The sequence below is a fragment of the Formosa sediminum genome (assembly GCF_007197735.1).
GTDB lineage: Bacteria > Bacteroidota > Bacteroidia > Flavobacteriales > Flavobacteriaceae > Formosa > Formosa sediminum.
Genome location: NZ_CP041637.1, coordinates 3,766,477 through 3,783,303, shown reverse-complemented (window position 1 = coordinate 3,783,303; position 16,827 = coordinate 3,766,477). Strand labels below are relative to the sequence as shown.

The window sequence follows — 16,827 nt, the reverse complement described above, 5'->3', positions numbered from 1 at the left end:
ATAAAAGCATGAAAAAAAAATATGTTGTATCCATAGCAATGTTAATGTTATTGGCATCTTGTAACAATTCAAAAAAAGAGGACGTAATAAAAGTATCGGAAGATAAACCGATTGAAAATAAAGTAACAGCTTTTAATCCAGAACAAGCCCAAGTGTATACTACGGCAAAAGATACCGACAAAAGACTGTCTTTAGACCTAAAAACAAGTTTTAAAAAAGCAAAGCAACCTTTAGAATCTGAAGTATCCGTTTTTGTAAATCCAGAAAAACAATTCCAAGAATTCTTGGGTATTGGTGGCGCCATTACAGATGCAGCGGCAGAGGTGTTTTCAACCTTAAGCCAAGACAAACAAGAAGAACTATTAAAAGCTTATTACTCTGAAGAAGGTATTAACTATAATATTATAAGAACGAGTATTCATAGTAGTGACTTTGGGTTAGGAAGTCATACCTATATCGAAGAAGGCGACAAAGAACTCAAAACATTTTCTATAGAAAAAGATAAGGAAAAGCGTATTCCTATGATTAAACGTGCACAAGCATTAATCAATGAAGATTTAGTGTTTTACGCAAGTCCATGGAGTCCGCCAGCTTTTATGAAAACCAATAATAACATGTTACAAGGTGGTAAGTTGTTACCAGAATATAACCAAGCGTGGGCAAATTACTTTGTAAAATTTATTGAAGCTTATGAAGCAGAAGATATACCGGTTTGGGGAGTAACCATACAAAATGAACCTATGGCCGTTCAACGATGGGAATCTTGTATTTATACGGCTGAAGAAGAACGCGATTTTTTAAAGAATTATTTAGGTCCTACATTTGAGAATAACGGATTAGGAGATAAAAACATTGTCGTTTGGGACCATAACAGAGATTTAATATCGCACCGAGCCAATACTATTTTTGAAGACCCAGAAGCCATGAAATATGCTTGGGGAATTGGTTTTCACTGGTACGAGACTTGGGCAGGTGGCGAACCTAAATATGATAATTTAAAGAATATTGAAGCATCATTTCCAGATATGAATTTATTGTTTACCGAGGGCTGTCAAGAGGGGTTTGACCCAGCAGAATATCAACGCTGGTCTAATGCAGAACGATATGGTAATTCTATGATTAACGATTTTAATAGCGGAACTGTAGGTTGGACCGATTGGAACATTTTATTAAATGAAAAAGGAGGGCCAAATCACGTACAAAATTTTTGTTTTGCACCGATACATGCAGACACTAAAACAAATGAGTTAATCTACACCCCATCTTATTATTACATCGGTCATTTTTCAAAATTCATTACTAAAGGTGCTTTTAGAGTAAGTACAACTACAAGCAGAAGTACATTGGAAAGTACATCGTTTCAAAATCCTGATGGTTCTATTGTAACTGTGGTTATGAATAAAACAGACGATAAAATTGCTTATAAATTACTAGTTGGTGATCGTGAAATAGCTTTAGAGATCGCACCACATGCCATGCAATCTGTAATATACTAAAACATGAAAAAAGTAATCTTAATTGTTTTGGTAACTTGTTTATCATGCAACGTTTCAAAACAGAATAATACCGATTCTATTTCTCAAAATACGACCATAGAGGTTTCTGAAAAAGTGGGAATAGAACGTCGTGTAGACAGCGTATTAAAACTAATGACCTTGGAAGAAAAAATAGGTCAGATGAATCAATATAATGGGTTTTGGGATGCTACAGGTCCTGTTCCAAAATCCAACGAACAAGCTGCATTAAAATACGAGCATTTAAAAAAAGGGTTAGTCGGTTCTATGCTTAATGTAAAAGGCGTAAAACAAGTTAAAGCGCTTCAAAAAATAGCTGTAGAAGAAACCAGATTAGGTATTCCTTTAATTTTTGGGTTTGATGTCATTCATGGCTATAAAACCATTGGTCCCATTCCTTTAGCAGAATCTGCAAGTTGGGATTTAGAGGCTATAAAAAAAGCAGCTCAAAATGCAGCCGAAGAGACTGCTGCTTCAGGTATTAACTGGACGTTTGCTCCTATGGTAGATATATCAAGAGATGCGCGTTGGGGACGTGTCATGGAAGGTGCTGGTGAAGACTCGTATCTGGGCGCTAAAATTGGTGTGGCGCGCGTACAAGGGTTTCAAGGAAATGATTTAGCATCGCCTAAAACTATTGCTGCATGTGCCAAACATTTTGCAGCCTATGGGTTTGCAGAAGCCGGACGCGATTACAATACCGCAGATATAGGAACTTCAACTTTATATAATGTGGTATTTCCGCCTTTTAAAGCCGTTACAGACGCTGGAGTAAGAACATTTATGAATGCATTTAATTTACTAAATGATGTGCCGGCCACAGGTAACGAATTTTTACAAAGAGATGTATTGAAGAAAGATTGGGGCTTTGATGGATTTATAGTGTCAGATTGGGGCTCTATTGCCGAAATGATTCCTCATGGTTATGCCCAAAACATTAAACATGCAGCAGAATTAGCAGCCAATGCAGGGTCTGATATGGATATGGAATCTAGTGCATACGTATCAGAATTGGCAAATTTGGTTAGAGAAGGAAAAGTAGATGAAAAACATATTGATGATGCTGCACAACGCATTTTAAGAGTAAAATTTGAGTTAGGGTTATTTGACGACCCATATCTATATTGTAACGAAGAACATGAAAAAGAGGTTGTAGGCAAACAAGCCTTTCATGAAGATGCTTTAGATATCGCTAAAAAATCAATCGTTCTGCTTAAAAATGAAAACAATCTTTTGCCTTTAAAGAAGGACAATCAGAAAATTGCCTTAATAGGAGCGTTAGCAAACGATAAAACAAGTCCGTTAGGTAGTTGGCGAATAGCAGGGGAAGATGGTACTGCAGTTTCAGTACTAGAAGGCCTACAGCAATATAAAGGTAATACCTTAACATATGCGAAGGGAGCAGATGTGGTAACGCCAGATTCTAAAATCACCTTTATTAACGAACTTAAAATAAATGAAACGGATACTTCTGGATTTTCAGAAGCCATAGCAGTTGCAAAATCATCCGATGTTGTAGTGATGGTATTGGGGGAACATGGCTATCAAACTGGAGAGGGCAGAAGTAGAACTAATATAGACCTTCCGGGAGTACAACAAGAGCTTTTAGAAGCGGTGTATAAAGTGAATAAAAATATTGTTTTGGTATTAACCAATGGTAGGCCTTTAGCGATTACATGGGCAGACGAAAACATTCCTGCCATTGTAGAAGCATGGCAATTAGGAGTGCAAAGCGGAAATGCTATAGCCCAAGTACTGTACGGGGATTATAATCCGAGTGGTAAATTGCCAATGACATTTCCTAGAAGTGTAGGACAAATTCCAATTTACTACAATTACAAAAATACAGGACGACCAAATGGTGAAAATAGTGATGTCGTGTTTTGGTCGCATTACAGCGATGAGAGTAACAAGCCATTGTATCCATTTGGTCATGGTTTAAGTTATACCACATTTGCTTATGAAAATTTAAAAATAAAGACTTTATCTGCAAGAGAAATTAAAGTTTCGGTTGAGGTAATTAATACAGGGACAGTAAAAGGCAAGGAAGTTTTACAGCTTTATATTCAGGATACATTTGCTTCTGTAGCAAGACCTGTAAAAGAATTAAAAGGATTTAGAATGGTAGAGTTAAAACCCAATGAACGCCAAACTATTGATTTTGTGCTCACAGAAAAAGAACTAGGGTTTTATACCAATAAAGGTGAGTTTATCGTAGAGCCTGGAGCATTTAAGGTATATGTTGGGGGGAGTTCAGAGACCACATTGTCGAGTGAATTCACCTTAGAATAAATAACAATTAAAGGATTAATACATATGAAAAATAGAATAGTTATAGTACTTACCGTAACGTTATTATCATTTTTATCATGCAGTAGTAGTGATAATGATACTAACGAGCCTAATACTCCAACAGATTTGTCTATATCAGGTGAGAAATTTGGTGCAGATGCAAATAACCCAAACGGAGATGGTAGTGGTGTTGTAGATTTTACAATTACAGCTACCAATGCAACGTCCTATAGGGTGTTAATTAATAATGAAACGTTAGAACTTACAAATAATACTTTTAGTTACACTTTTACAGAAAATGGTACTCAGGACTATCCTGTGATAGTCTCTGCATATAATTCCGCAGGGTTTAGCAGTACTACCTATTCTATTACCGTATATGTATCTAATGAATTACAATTGGTTTGGTCTGATGAGTTTGATACCAATGGTACGCCTAATGCTTCAAATTGGGGGTACGATTTAAGTGATGGGCCGTGGCCAGATAATAACGAATTACAGAGCTACACTAATAATGAAGAGAATGTAATTGTTGAAGATGGTATGCTTAAAATTACAGCAAAAGCTGATGGAACAGGTTACACTTCTGCAAGATTAAAATCTCATAATTTACAGGCATTTACTTATGGTAAAATTGAAGTACGTGCAAAATTACCGGCCTCTCAAGGTACTTGGCCTGCCATTTGGATGTTAGGTTCTAATTTTTCTACTGTGGGATGGCCAAATTGTGGAGAAATGGATATCATGGAGCAAACCGGTTGGGATAAAAATAGTGTTTTAGGAACGTTTCATTGGCAAGACAGTTCAAGTGATACATATGCACATTATGGAGAAAGTACTTCTGCTCCTTCATCAACATCCGACTTCCATTTATATACTTTAGAATGGACGCCCGAAACTATAAATGTAATGTATGATGATGTAACTTATGTAACTTTAACTAACAGCAGCGATTTACCTTTTAATGCCGATTTCTTTATCATTTTAAATGTAGCAATGGGTGGAAATCTTGGTGGAGATGTAGACCCAGACTTTACTCAAGACACTATGGAGATAGATTATGTTAGGGTGTATCAATAAATAATAAAATAGGACACTAATAGAGCGTGATTTTTGGTGTCCAAATCTAATTTCCAAAACATTTAAATAAGTTTTCACAAATACATAAACAATGAAAAAAAGTCTTTTTTTATTATTAATCGCAGCAGTTTCCGCTTTAGGAGGCTTGTTGTTTGGTTATGATACAGGAGTTATTAATGGCGCCCAATTTTATTTAACAGAATATTTTCAATTAAGCGATGCTTTAAAAGGTTGGGTTGTAGGAAGTGCGCTATTAGGTTGTTTTGTAGGAGCAATTATAGCCGGACCTTTAAGTGTTAAGATTGGCCGGAAAAAATCTTTAATTATATCGGCTGTATTTTTTACACTTTCAGCCTATGGTTCAGGTTTGCCAGAGCTATTTCCACAAACTGTAAGTATGTTGGTTGTTTTTAGAATTATAGGAGGTTTAGGTATTGGAGTAGCGTCTATGAATGCACCAATGTATATAGCAGAAATTGCACCTTCAAATATTCGGGGGCGTATGGTTACATATTACCAATTGGCAATTGTAATTGGTTTTTTTGTGGTGTTTTTAGCAACCTATTTTATTGGTAATAATTTAAGTTTAGCCCAGAATATAGAGTTTGGATGGCGCCGCATGTTTTGGTCAGAGTTAATTCCAAGTATACTGTTTTTAGTGTTATTATTTATTGTGCCTAAAAGTCCGAGATGGTTAGCTTTAAAAGGTAGAGATAAAGATGCACTAGCAGTATTGCAACAAATAAATGGAGATGAGGTTGCTTTAAAAGAAATGAAAGATATTAAGGCCTCTTTAAATGAAGCTAATGATGGAGTAGATGTAAATTACTTTTCTAAAGCGATTTTAAGTATCATTGCAATAGGTACAATCCTTTCTGTTTTACAGCAATTTACAGGAATTAATGCTGTATTGTATTACGGTGCGGATATTTTTGAGAAAGCACTTGGATTTGGAAAAGAAGATGTGTTGTTACAGCAAATACTATTAGCTTTTGTTAATTTGGTATTTACTTTTGTAGCAATGTTTACTGTAGATAAATTTGGAAGAAAACCACTACTTTACATCGGTTCAGTAGGTATGGTTGTTGGTTTTTTACTGTTAAGCATTACTTTGCAACAGCAAAATGTTGGTGTAATATCGCTAATAGGAGTCTTGGTATTTATAGCGTCTTTTGCACTGTCTATGGGTCCAGTGGTCTGGGTTTTATTGGCAGAGATGTTTCCGAATAAAATTAGAAGTGTAGCCATGTCTGTAGCTGTGGCAGCACAATGGGCTGCAAATTATGTGGTATCTCAGTCATTTCCAGTAGTAATGGGAAGCGAAACCAATACAAGTGAACCTTGGAATGGATCTTTACCCTATTATATATTTATAGGTTTTATTCTAATAATTGTATTTGTGACTTATAAATTTATACCCGAAACAAAAGGAAAATCTCTTGAAGAAATTGAAGAGTTTTGGAAAAAGTAATAATATCTACCTAAAAAAAAATTACAAAAAAAGCTGTAATATTTATGCAATAAATGTTGCGGCTTTTTTTAATTTCTGATGTAAGCTATTTTTGTTATGCAAATTTAAAGATGTAAAATAGACTAGAATAATTTTATATAGAGAGACTAGATTTGTTATGTTGATGAATCTATTATAAAAAAAGTAATCTAATAGGAAATGTAATTAATGTTGTATTTTTTATGATAAGGCAAAATTATTTGAGGAAGCCAGTTTTATTAAAAAAAATCTATTTAAGCTGTAATTAATTTAAGACTAGTTTATTAACGTAGTACATGTTTTTAGGTAAGGGATCCTGTAATATTAAATCATTATAGAAGTATAAAAGTGTAGGGATTATTTATTATCAAATCGAAAAAGAATTACAATTGTAACTTTTAAAAAAAGTTTTATAAATTAATCAGCAATCGTATTTGGTTACACTTTTAAGGATTGAAATTTAAATCAATATGTAAACGTTAGTAAACCTGCATAAATACTTTTAGGATTCTTATTAAAAATTAAAATGAAAGATTTGAATTTTTAGTTTGTCTTATATTAATTTTTTTGTAAAAATTTATAAATAATAGGTGGAGGTTTTCTTTGTCAAAACCTTTGCGTATTTTTTTAAAAGCAACACTCATTTGTGACTCCACTGTTTTTATAGAAACACCCATTATTTCTGCTATCTCATGATATTTATAACCTTTAATTTTATTCATTTCGAGTGTTTGTCTACATTTTGGAGGTAAGGTTTTTATAATTTGGTTCATCTTTAAAATTCTTTTCTCTAATGCTTCATTGTCTTCATCAATAATATCTCTTAAAGCAAGTTCATATATTTGTCCTAATACAATATTTTGACGCTTATCTTTATTTACGGTATCAATAAAGCGGTTGTATGCTATTGCATATAAGTAGCTTTTTAAAGGTTTATTTTCATTTATTTTTTTTTTGTTATTCCATAAGTCAATGAATGCTTGTTGAACAATGTCTTCAGCACTCATTTTATCATGCGTATATGTAGTGATATATGCGACTAGTCTGTTATAATATTTATCAAATAGAAATTTAAAGGCATATTCTTCACCATTTTTTAAAGCCTTAACAGCTTCTAGTGTATTCATAATTAAAAATTAGGAGTCTTTAAAACTAATTATTTTTTTTTTAAGTAGAGTTTAAAACACCATAAAAGCTTAAAAAATGAAGGTTTGAAAATTTTTTGTCATTGAAATTGATAAATTAATATTTTAAAAGTAATTAAGACTTTTTTTTTAATGAATAGTGTTTGTGTTTTAGCAAATTAATAATGATTTTTAAAAAAGTGTAATTTTTTTTAGGGGTTTTATCTGATTTGCGAGTAATAGTATATGTAAACAACAAAATAACTATTGAATTGTGAAGAGTATTATAGCGAAATTTATAGCAAATACCATAACCGAAGATGAGTTAAAGTTACTTTATAAGTGGTTAGAAAAGACTGAAAACCAGCATGAATTTAAACAATATGTTGTTGATTATCATGATGTCAATCTAGCGACTTTAAAAAATGATGTTAATGCTGCTTATGGAAAAGTTAAACATGCTATAAATAATAATGATGATAAGTTAAAAAAGGTAATTCCTTTGTACAAAAGAAAATTTATTAGATATGCAGTAGCAGTGTTAGTCTTAGTAACAATCGGTCTTTTCTTTCTAACTAAGAATACTTTAGTTGAAAACACTAAAGTATCTATAAATCCAGGGACAAACAAAGCGACTTTAACACTTGCAGATGGCTCTCATTTAATTTTAGATAGTTTAACTCAATATCAAAATAATATATTAACAAGTTCTGGTAAAGAGATCAGATATAAAAAGGTAGATAATAAAACAAATAGTATAGAATATAATTATTTAACTATTCCTAGAGGAGGACAATACCATATTGTACTTTCAGACAATACAGAAGTTTGGCTAAATTCTGAATCACAGTTAAAATATCCTGTAAATTTTATAACAGGCAAACCTAGAGAAGTAGAATTGGTTTATGGTGAAGCTTATTTTGAAGTGTCTCCAAGTACAAAACATGAAGGATCCAAGTTTAAAGTCATTAATTTAGACCAAACGATAGAAGTTTTAGGAACAAAATTTAATATTAAATCATATAAAGGTGAATCTCAGGTATATACTACATTAGTAGAAGGTAAGGTTGCTATAAATACAAAATCGGACTCTAAGTTATTAATACCAAATGAGCAAGCTATTTATAATATAGAAAATAATAATTTAATAATTCGAGATGCAGATGTTAGAGGAGATATTGCTTGGAGACATGGTGAGTTTGTCTTTCAGAAAAAGTCACTATTGGATATCTCAAAAGTATTAACACGCTGGTATGATGTAGAATTTAAATTTTTGAATGAATCTTTAAGAGATAAGAGGTTTAACGGTGAATTTAATAAAAATCAAAACCTTGAAACAATATTAGAATTAATTCAGGATACAAATAAAATTAAAAATTATAGAATAGAAGGAAAACTTATTGTTCTAGAATAAAAAAGAGGGAAAGAAATATAAACATTGGACCGTGAATATTTTTCCCTCCTAATCTCAATTAAATTAATTAAATGTCTAACCAATTAAATTTATGCAAATTTATGAAAATTAACTTAACAAACCACCGTCCCTTTTTAGGTAAGTGGATCTTAGAAATTATTATGAGAACATTTCTTTTTGCTTTTTGTTTTACACTGCTAAGTTTAGCTCCAAAGAATTCATTGTCTCAAAATGCAGAAATCGTTATCGATGAAGATAAAATGGTTTTTATAGAGGAGATTTTTAAAATGATTAGTGACCAAACCGATTACAATTTTATTTACCCAGATGATTTTTTTGTAGGTCTCGGTAAAGTAGATTTAAAGAAAGGAAAGATAAAAGTATCAGAACTTTTAGAGATGAGCATTCCTAAAGAAGAATTTAGTTACGGATTTTCTAATAAAAAAAATATTAGTGTTAGAAAGCGATCTAAACAAAATTCGAGTGTTCAAAATTTAAAAATAAAAGGGGTGGTCATCAGCGAGAATGGCATGCCTCTACCAGGTGCATCTGTAGTAGAAAAAGGTACTTTAAATGGTGTAATGACTGATTTTGATGGAAATTATGAAATAACTCTTAGTAATAGAGATGAAAACACCACACTATCGTTTAGTTTTGTTGGTTATGTAGGTCAAGAAATTTTGGTAGGAGATAATAATGTTATAGACATAACTCTTAAAGAGTCTATGAACGAATTAGATGAAGTTGTTGTAACAGGGTATCAAACGATTTCAAAAGAAAGGTCTACAGGAGCTTACGGAATGGTAAGTTCTAAGCAAATTGAAAATAAAGTTCAAACAGATATCTTATCAAGGATAGAAGGGCTTGTACCTGGTTTTTCATTATATAGAGGAACACCTGCTGTTAGAGGAACGGCTACTTTTAATGCAAGTACACTTCCTTTATATGTTGTAGATGGTGCAATTTTTGAAGGCGATATAGAATCTATTAACCCAAATGAAATTGCAAGTGTTACTGTATTAAAAGATGCTACAGCAGCTTCTATTTACGGTGTTAGATCAACAAATGGAGTTATTGTAATTACTACAAAAGGAGGGATTGTTGGTAAGCCTGTAATTAATTATTCATCAACATTACAAATAACACCTCTTCCAGATCAATCATACTCAAATTTAATGTCGTCGTCAGAATTGATTGATTATCAGATGTATATTTTTGATGAAGCATTGTCAGGGTCTAGACAAAATTCTAGATTAGAGATGAATGATGTAAATAAATTATTATATGCAAGAGAAGATGGAGAAATTACAGAAGATTACTTTAATTCTGAAATAGACAGACTTAGAGGATTAGATGGTTATAGTCAAGTAGAAGATGAGTTGTTACAAACAATGATTACTCAACAACATAATCTTTCATTAAGAGGAGGTACAGAAAAGTATCAATATGCACTCTCTGTTAATTATCAAAATACAGGGTCTTATGAGAAAGATCGTTCTGTAGATAAAATAGGGATGACTTTAAAAAACACCCTTCAATTAGCAGATTGGCTAAAAGTAGACGCAAGTGTTATAGGTAGTTATAATAGTTATGATAATAATGTAGGTATTAGTGGTTTATCTTTATTAGGAGGTTCTATGCTTCCTTATCAGTTACTTAAAGATGAAGATGGAAACGCTGTACGATGGGAAAATTATAAAAGTTTCGAAGAGGTAGATAGGCTTATTAGTGTTGGTTTATTAGATGAGTCTTACTATCCTTTGGAACAATTAGATACACGTACTCAAACCTATAAGAATCCTTATGTTAACCTAAATATTGGAGCAAAAATTGATGTTACGGAATCGTTAAATTTAGAAGTAAGAGCGCAAACAGAAATGAGTAGGTCTTCTCTATCTGATTATTCTTCAATTGAAAATATTGCTGTTAGTAGATTAATAAATAATGCTGCCCAAATTGATGAAAATGGAATTATTACATATAATATCCCTGAAGGAGGGCAAATAACTGAAACATTTGGAGAAAGCTATTCAAGCACTCTAAAAGCACAACTTAATTATGCCAAAGTATTTAATGACAAGCATGATATAAATTTGCTATTTGGGGCTGAAAGAAGAAAGGTGGTTACCGGTCAAAAAGGATATAAAAGATACGGTTATGATCCTGATAATTTTTCTTATACCAATATTGATGAAGTAGGTTTAAGCTCGGGTATATTTGGAGCTGAAATACCACCTTATGGATACTTTACTTATACTTCAGTAGAGCCTGAAACAATTGAAGAAGAAAACAGATATGTTTCTTTTTATGGAAATGGGGCTTATATGTTTAATAATAAATTAGGGGTTAATGCTAGTATTAGAATGGATCAATCTAACTTATTTGGTACAGATCCAAAATATCAATATGTCCCACTTTGGTCTTTAGGTGCAAGTTATAGACTTAATACCGAATCTTTATCTTGGCTTGATAGGTTAAAAGTTAGAGCGACTTATGGTATAAATGGAAATGTAGCTAAAGATGTTGGACCATTTATTTTTACACAAGTAGCTAGTGTTAATAACTACATAACCAATGAGAAACAAGCATATGTGCTTTCTCCTCCAAATGAATCATTAAGATGGGAAAAAACAAACACAACTAATTTAGGTATAGACTATAGTTTATTTTCTAACAGAATATCTGGTAGTATAGATGTTTATAAGAAATCTACTAAGGATGTGTTAGGTAATGTTAATACAGATCCTACTTTAGGTTGGGACTCTGTTTTAAAAAATTATGCCTCAATAGATAATAAGGGGATTGAGTTTCAGGTAAATTCACTAAATATAGCTAATAAGAACTTTACATGGAGTACCAGTTTATTGTTTAGTTATAATAAAAATGAAATTACAAATCTAGACCATACAGGTCAAGATGTATACAATCAGGTAATAGGATTACAACAACTTGTAGGGCAGCCAATGAATAGTCTTTATAGTATTAGATATGCAGGTTTAAATGATGAAGGAGCTCCAACTGCATATAAAAAAGATGGTACTATTGTAAACTCATTAGAAAGTTTAGAAGTAGAGGATTTAGTAAATTCAGGAACGTATACACCCCCTTATAGTGCTTCTTTTTCTAGTAGTATAACATATAAGCAATTTGATTTTTCATTCCTTATTGTTTATTACGGAGGACACGTTCAAAGAGATGTTGCAGCAGGGTTCTATCCAACATATACAAATCCTTATACATTCAATACCAATATAGATAAAATACATGGTAACTATTGGAAGGAACCTGGTGATGAAGCAAATATTTATACATCTCCTGCTCATTTATCTGGAACAGGTGATAGCGTAACTCCTTTATGGGAATATGCAGATTTACATGTTCAAAAAGCCGATTATGCCAAATTGAGAAATATTTCTTTAGCTTATAACTTACCTCAATCATTTTTAGAGACTTTAAATATTTCCAAATTAAAACTTGTATTTGATGTACAAAACCCTTTAAGTTGGAATAATAATAGAAATAACTTAGATCCTGAAACTTGGACAGATCAGTATAGTAGAGGAACTGCGATAATGCCAACATATACTTTCGGGGTTAATTTAAATTTTTAAAAATTATGAAACATATATATAGAATATTATTCGCGTTAATCACCATTTTTACTTTTAATTCTTGTGATGATTATTTAGACATAGAACCAAAAGGATATACAATACCTGAGACCTATAATGATTTTGCTTTACTATTAAATGAGTCATCTCTTTCTACTATGGATGAAATGGGATACACAATTTTGTTAACAGACGATGCAGAGAAAACTACAGATCCTAGTTATCCAAGTTCATCACTTTTATCAAATCTTAGTGAGAAAAATCTAAATTATTATTATTTTAATCCTGGACCAACATTTCCTCAAGGACAGGATGATGGGTATTACGTTCAAGCCTATTCTCAAATATACACCTATAATGTTGTTATTAATAATATTATGGATGTTACAGATGCTACCGAAGAAAGCAAATCAGTCACTAAGGCTGAAGCCATGTTTAGCAGAGCATTTAATTATTTTAAATTAGTAAATTTTTATGGTAAAGCCTATGATCCTGCTACAGCAAGTACAGATTATGGAGTTCCTATTATTTTAGATGAAGATATTAATGCAGAATATGTTAGAAATTCTGTGGAGGAAGTTTATGATTTTATCATTAATGATTTAATAGAAGCTACACCTCTACTAGAAGACTATACGCTAAACATATTTCATCCAACTCAAATGTCTGGAAATTTACTATTATCTAAAGTGTATTTGTTTAAAGGCGATTATGAAAATGCCCTTACATACGCAAACCTTGCTTTAGAAGATAAAGCCGCTTCTCCTTTTGAGTTACAAGATTTAACTCAATATTATACTGTTAAAGCTGGTTGGTATTCAAGACTTATAGATTCCAGAACAGGTGAGCCAATGTTAGATCCAATAGATATTCCAGAAAATATGTATCTAAAAACGTCACTATATTATTTTAATCAGACGCTTGCATCGGATGAACTAATGGATACTTATCGTTTAAATTTACCTGAAGGAGCTGTTGATAAACGCGAAGATTTGTACTTTGCTACGGATGAACTTTGGACTTCAGAAACTAGAGTGTATGAATTCCCTGGATCAACAATGTATTATGCAGTTACCGAAAGAAATTCTGGAATGTTGTTGTCTGAGTTATATCTTATTTTAGCAGAATTAGAAGCTAGGATAGGTAGTAAAGATAAAGCCATGGAATATTTAGATTACCTTAGAAACTATAGAATTGTAGGTAATGAGCCTTTAGTTGCAGCGACTAATGCAGAGGCGTTAAAAATTGTTTTAGACGAGAGAAGAAGAGAGTTTAGTTTTAATGCCGATTTTAGATTTCAAGATCTTAAAAGATTGAATACAGAATCTGAATTTGCTAAAACAGTAACGCATACTGTAGACGGTGTAGATTATACATTACCACCAAACGATCCAAGATGGATTTTACCACTTCCTCATAGTGTTATAGAATATAACCCAGATATACCTGTATACGATAGATAAAATAACACATGAAAAATATAATTATAATTTTAATAACAACATTATTCCTATCTGCTTCAGAAAACCCTCATTATGTAATTAATGGGGTTTTTAAAGGGGGAGAAGGACAAGAAATCGTTTTAGAAGAACTTTCCAATATGCGCGTTGTAAAGCGCCTAGGTTCTACACAAGTAGATTCTAATGGTAAATTTACCTTTACAGGGGATGCTTTTGGAGAAATAAAAGAAGTCAGATTATCTATTGTAGGAACTCGATTTAAAGAAAATTTTATACTAGAAGATACGGTTATTAATGTAAATATTATAACAAAAGTAGTTACAGAGAAATACACCAAATATCTTTTTGAATTAGAACGCGGAAAAGAAGACGCAGTTTATGCTAAGTTAAAGTCTAATTATAAGGAAAGACGAACCGTTTGGGGAGGTAAAAGTAATCGAGTAGTTAAAGCCAATGAAGCGGGAGAACTTAGTGATGAAGACTTAGAAAAAACGCGAGCAAAATTAGATGCAGATTTTATTGATGAAACGCTTAATATTTTAAGCAATTATCCAGATAGTTATGGGACTTATTTTTATATAAAAAATTATATGTTAAGATATGATCCTTTACCTGTAGTAGAGCAAGCCTTTGCAAACTTATCAGATCGTATAAAAAACTCAAAAGAAGCTACCGTTTTTAAAGATGAGGTAAAAGAGTTAAAAAGGTCTTTTGTAGGAGGCACGCCAGAGAACTTTACCATCCCGTCATTAGATGGAGGCGAAACGAGTTTGTATCAATACCGAGGTAAAGTTTTACTTATAGATTTTTGGGCAACCTGGTGTGGTCCATGTCTAAAAGCAATGCCTCATGTAGGAGAGATTTACGAAGAATTTCATCCACAAGGATTGGAGGTTTTAGGAATATCTTACGATAGAGACGAGAGTAAATGGCGTAATTTTTTAAAGCAAAACGAATATGTTGTTTGGGATCAGGCCTCTTCATTACTAGAATGGAATTGCCCATCAGCAAAAACATTTGCCATAACCATGATACCAGAAACGATCTTAATAGACAAAGAAGGAGTCATAGTAGCACGAGGCCTTCAAGGAGAAGAGCTAGAATCAAAAATAAAAGAATTACTAGCCAAGTAATACTTTTTAAAAATATTAAAACAATTACATTATAGTTTTAATACTATTTATCTACTTAAAACCTCATTATGTACATAATGAGGTTTTAAAAGAAGGAAGAATAAATCTTTCTCATCATAACGTGTTTGTATAAAAAGTTAACTTCAAAATCAGTTTGTTACAAAAAGGATTTTGTTTGAGATGAGTTCACATACAAGAACCAATAAACACTTAAAATTACTAGATGTATTGGTAAATACCATTATCCTCTATTTTACACTATTTTATTAAATGAAAACACTAATATTTAGTTTCGGATTGATTTTAAGCCTCATGGTTTTCAATAAAGAAACAGCAGTAGACTATGCTCTATTTTCAGGAAAGATTGAAAATTTAGAAGCAGAAGAACTCACCTTAATTAAGTTAAACAAAACTTTTAAAAAGAAAATTTCTGTAGCTTCAAACGGTGTTTTTTCAGACACTATAAGAGCGGGATCAGGACTTTATTTGCTAACAGCAGGAAAAAACAGTGTTAGTATTTATTTAAATAACGGAAATGATATTACACTTACAGCCAATTCAAAAGATTTTAATCATTCACTTAAAATTTCAGGAGAAGGTTCGGGAACGACCAATTATCTATTATTAAAAAGTAAAACAGACTCTCAGAAATTAGAGGAGTCCTTATTTTATGCATTAGATGAAGTAGAGTTTAAAAATAACATCAAAAAAAGCACCTTATTACTCTCTAAAGCCTTAGACACTCTAGAGGGCGTAGATCCAGCTTTTAAAGCTTTAGAAAAGCGTAAGCTTAATTACAATTATTTATTAGAGTTATCAAAATACGCAACAGGAAAACACGTGTATTGGTCAAAACAAGCCTATTATAAACCCACAGCAGAATTTTTATCAGATTTAGATACTTTAGATGTCAATAATGAGGCCGATTTTGTATCAATTAATACTTATAAACAATTAGTGATAGCGCATTATAATGATGAAATTAAAGCGTTATCTAAAAAGGAATCAATACCTTATATGCTAGCAAAGCTTAAGGTTCATGCGACTATTGCGAATGAAACCATTAAGAATGAGTTGTTATTTACAGGAGCAGAATATGGATTGATGAAAGCGACAGATGTTGAAGCGTATTATAAAACCTTTATAAATGCATCCACAGATGCAGCGAACAATGCTAAAATTACCGCAACTTATAATAAGTTAATAAGTGTTAACAAAGGTAAACCCTCACCAACCTTCACAAATTACGAAAAGTATTCAGGAGGCACTTTGTCATTAGCGGAACTTAAAGGACAATATGTTTATATAGATGTTTGGGCTACTTGGTGCGTGCCTTGTCTAAAAGAGATACCAGATTTAAAACGTATTGAAAAAGCGTATCATGGAAAGAATATTGTTTTTTTAAGTATCTCCATAGATGAATCAAAAGATCATGATAAGTGGAAAAACATGGTTAAAACAAAAGAGCTAGGCGGGATTCAAGTACTTGCAGATAAGGGCGGGAAGTCTAAATTTTTAGATGACTATTTTATTTCTTCTATTCCGCGTTTTATATTATTAGATCCAGAAGGGAATATCGTAGATAAAAAAGCCCCGAGACCATCAGATCCTGAGTTATTAGAATTATTTAACACATTAGAGATTTAAAATAATTTAATATCTATTTCAAATAAAATTTCATTTCTAAAAATAAGTAAAGACATATGTTAA

Annotated in this window: 10 protein-coding genes; 9 read left to right on the top strand and 1 reads right to left on the bottom strand. The window is 32.0% G+C overall.

The window, feature by feature from the left end:
• Positions 1-8 precede the first annotated feature (8 nt).
• The 4 genes from FNB79_RS16510 to FNB79_RS16495 all read left to right on the top strand — a co-directional run bounded on the left by FNB79_RS16510 (position 9) and on the right by FNB79_RS16495 (position 6,357).
• Positions 9-1,496 carry a glycoside hydrolase family 30 protein gene (locus tag FNB79_RS16510; RefSeq protein WP_143382412.1) on the top strand — a complete coding sequence of 496 codons (1,488 nt, stop codon included), beginning with the start codon at positions 9-11 and terminating at the stop codon, positions 1,494-1,496.
• Between the two features lie 3 nt (positions 1,497-1,499).
• Entirely contained in the window at positions 1,500-3,806 is a 2,307-nt protein-coding gene (gene bglX / locus FNB79_RS16505) for a beta-glucosidase BglX (protein WP_143382411.1), read from the top strand.
• 24 nt (positions 3,807-3,830) lie between these two features.
• Complete coding sequence (locus FNB79_RS16500; protein WP_143382410.1) at positions 3,831-4,886, top strand: glycoside hydrolase family 16 protein; 1,056 nt, start codon at positions 3,831-3,833, stop codon at positions 4,884-4,886.
• A 91-nt stretch (positions 4,887-4,977) separates the two neighbouring features.
• Positions 4,978-6,357 carry a sugar porter family MFS transporter gene (locus FNB79_RS16495; protein ID WP_143382409.1) on the top strand — a complete coding sequence of 460 codons (1,380 nt, stop codon included), beginning with the start codon at positions 4,978-4,980 and terminating at the stop codon, positions 6,355-6,357.
• 539 nt (positions 6,358-6,896) lie between these two features.
• On the opposite strand, the gene FNB79_RS16490 is transcribed toward FNB79_RS16495, so the two are convergent.
• A complete protein-coding gene (locus FNB79_RS16490; protein WP_143382408.1) occupies positions 6,897-7,502 on the bottom strand; it encodes an RNA polymerase sigma factor in 606 nt (201 codons plus the stop codon).
• A gap of 271 nt (positions 7,503-7,773) precedes the next feature.
• Between FNB79_RS16490 and FNB79_RS16485 the strand changes: the two genes are divergently transcribed.
• The 5 genes from FNB79_RS16485 (at position 7,774) to FNB79_RS16465 (ending at position 16,764) form a co-directional block, all read left to right on the top strand.
• A complete protein-coding gene (locus tag FNB79_RS16485; RefSeq protein WP_143382407.1) occupies positions 7,774-8,913 on the top strand; it encodes a FecR family protein in 1,140 nt (379 codons plus the stop codon).
• Between the two features lie 101 nt (positions 8,914-9,014).
• Entirely contained in the window at positions 9,015-12,524 is a 3,510-nt protein-coding gene (locus FNB79_RS16480) for a SusC/RagA family TonB-linked outer membrane protein (protein ID WP_185967803.1), read from the top strand.
• A gap of 5 nt (positions 12,525-12,529) precedes the next feature.
• A complete protein-coding gene (locus FNB79_RS16475) occupies positions 12,530-13,987 on the top strand; it encodes a RagB/SusD family nutrient uptake outer membrane protein (RefSeq protein ID WP_143382405.1) in 1,458 nt (485 codons plus the stop codon).
• Between the two features lie 8 nt (positions 13,988-13,995).
• Positions 13,996-15,117 carry a TlpA disulfide reductase family protein gene (locus tag FNB79_RS16470; protein WP_143382404.1) on the top strand — a complete coding sequence of 374 codons (1,122 nt, stop codon included), beginning with the start codon at positions 13,996-13,998 and terminating at the stop codon, positions 15,115-15,117.
• Between the two features lie 270 nt (positions 15,118-15,387).
• On the top strand, positions 15,388-16,764 hold the full coding sequence (locus FNB79_RS16465; RefSeq protein WP_143382403.1) for a TlpA family protein disulfide reductase: 1,377 nt from the start codon (positions 15,388-15,390) through the stop codon (positions 16,762-16,764).
• Positions 16,765-16,827: the final 63 nt, after the last annotated feature.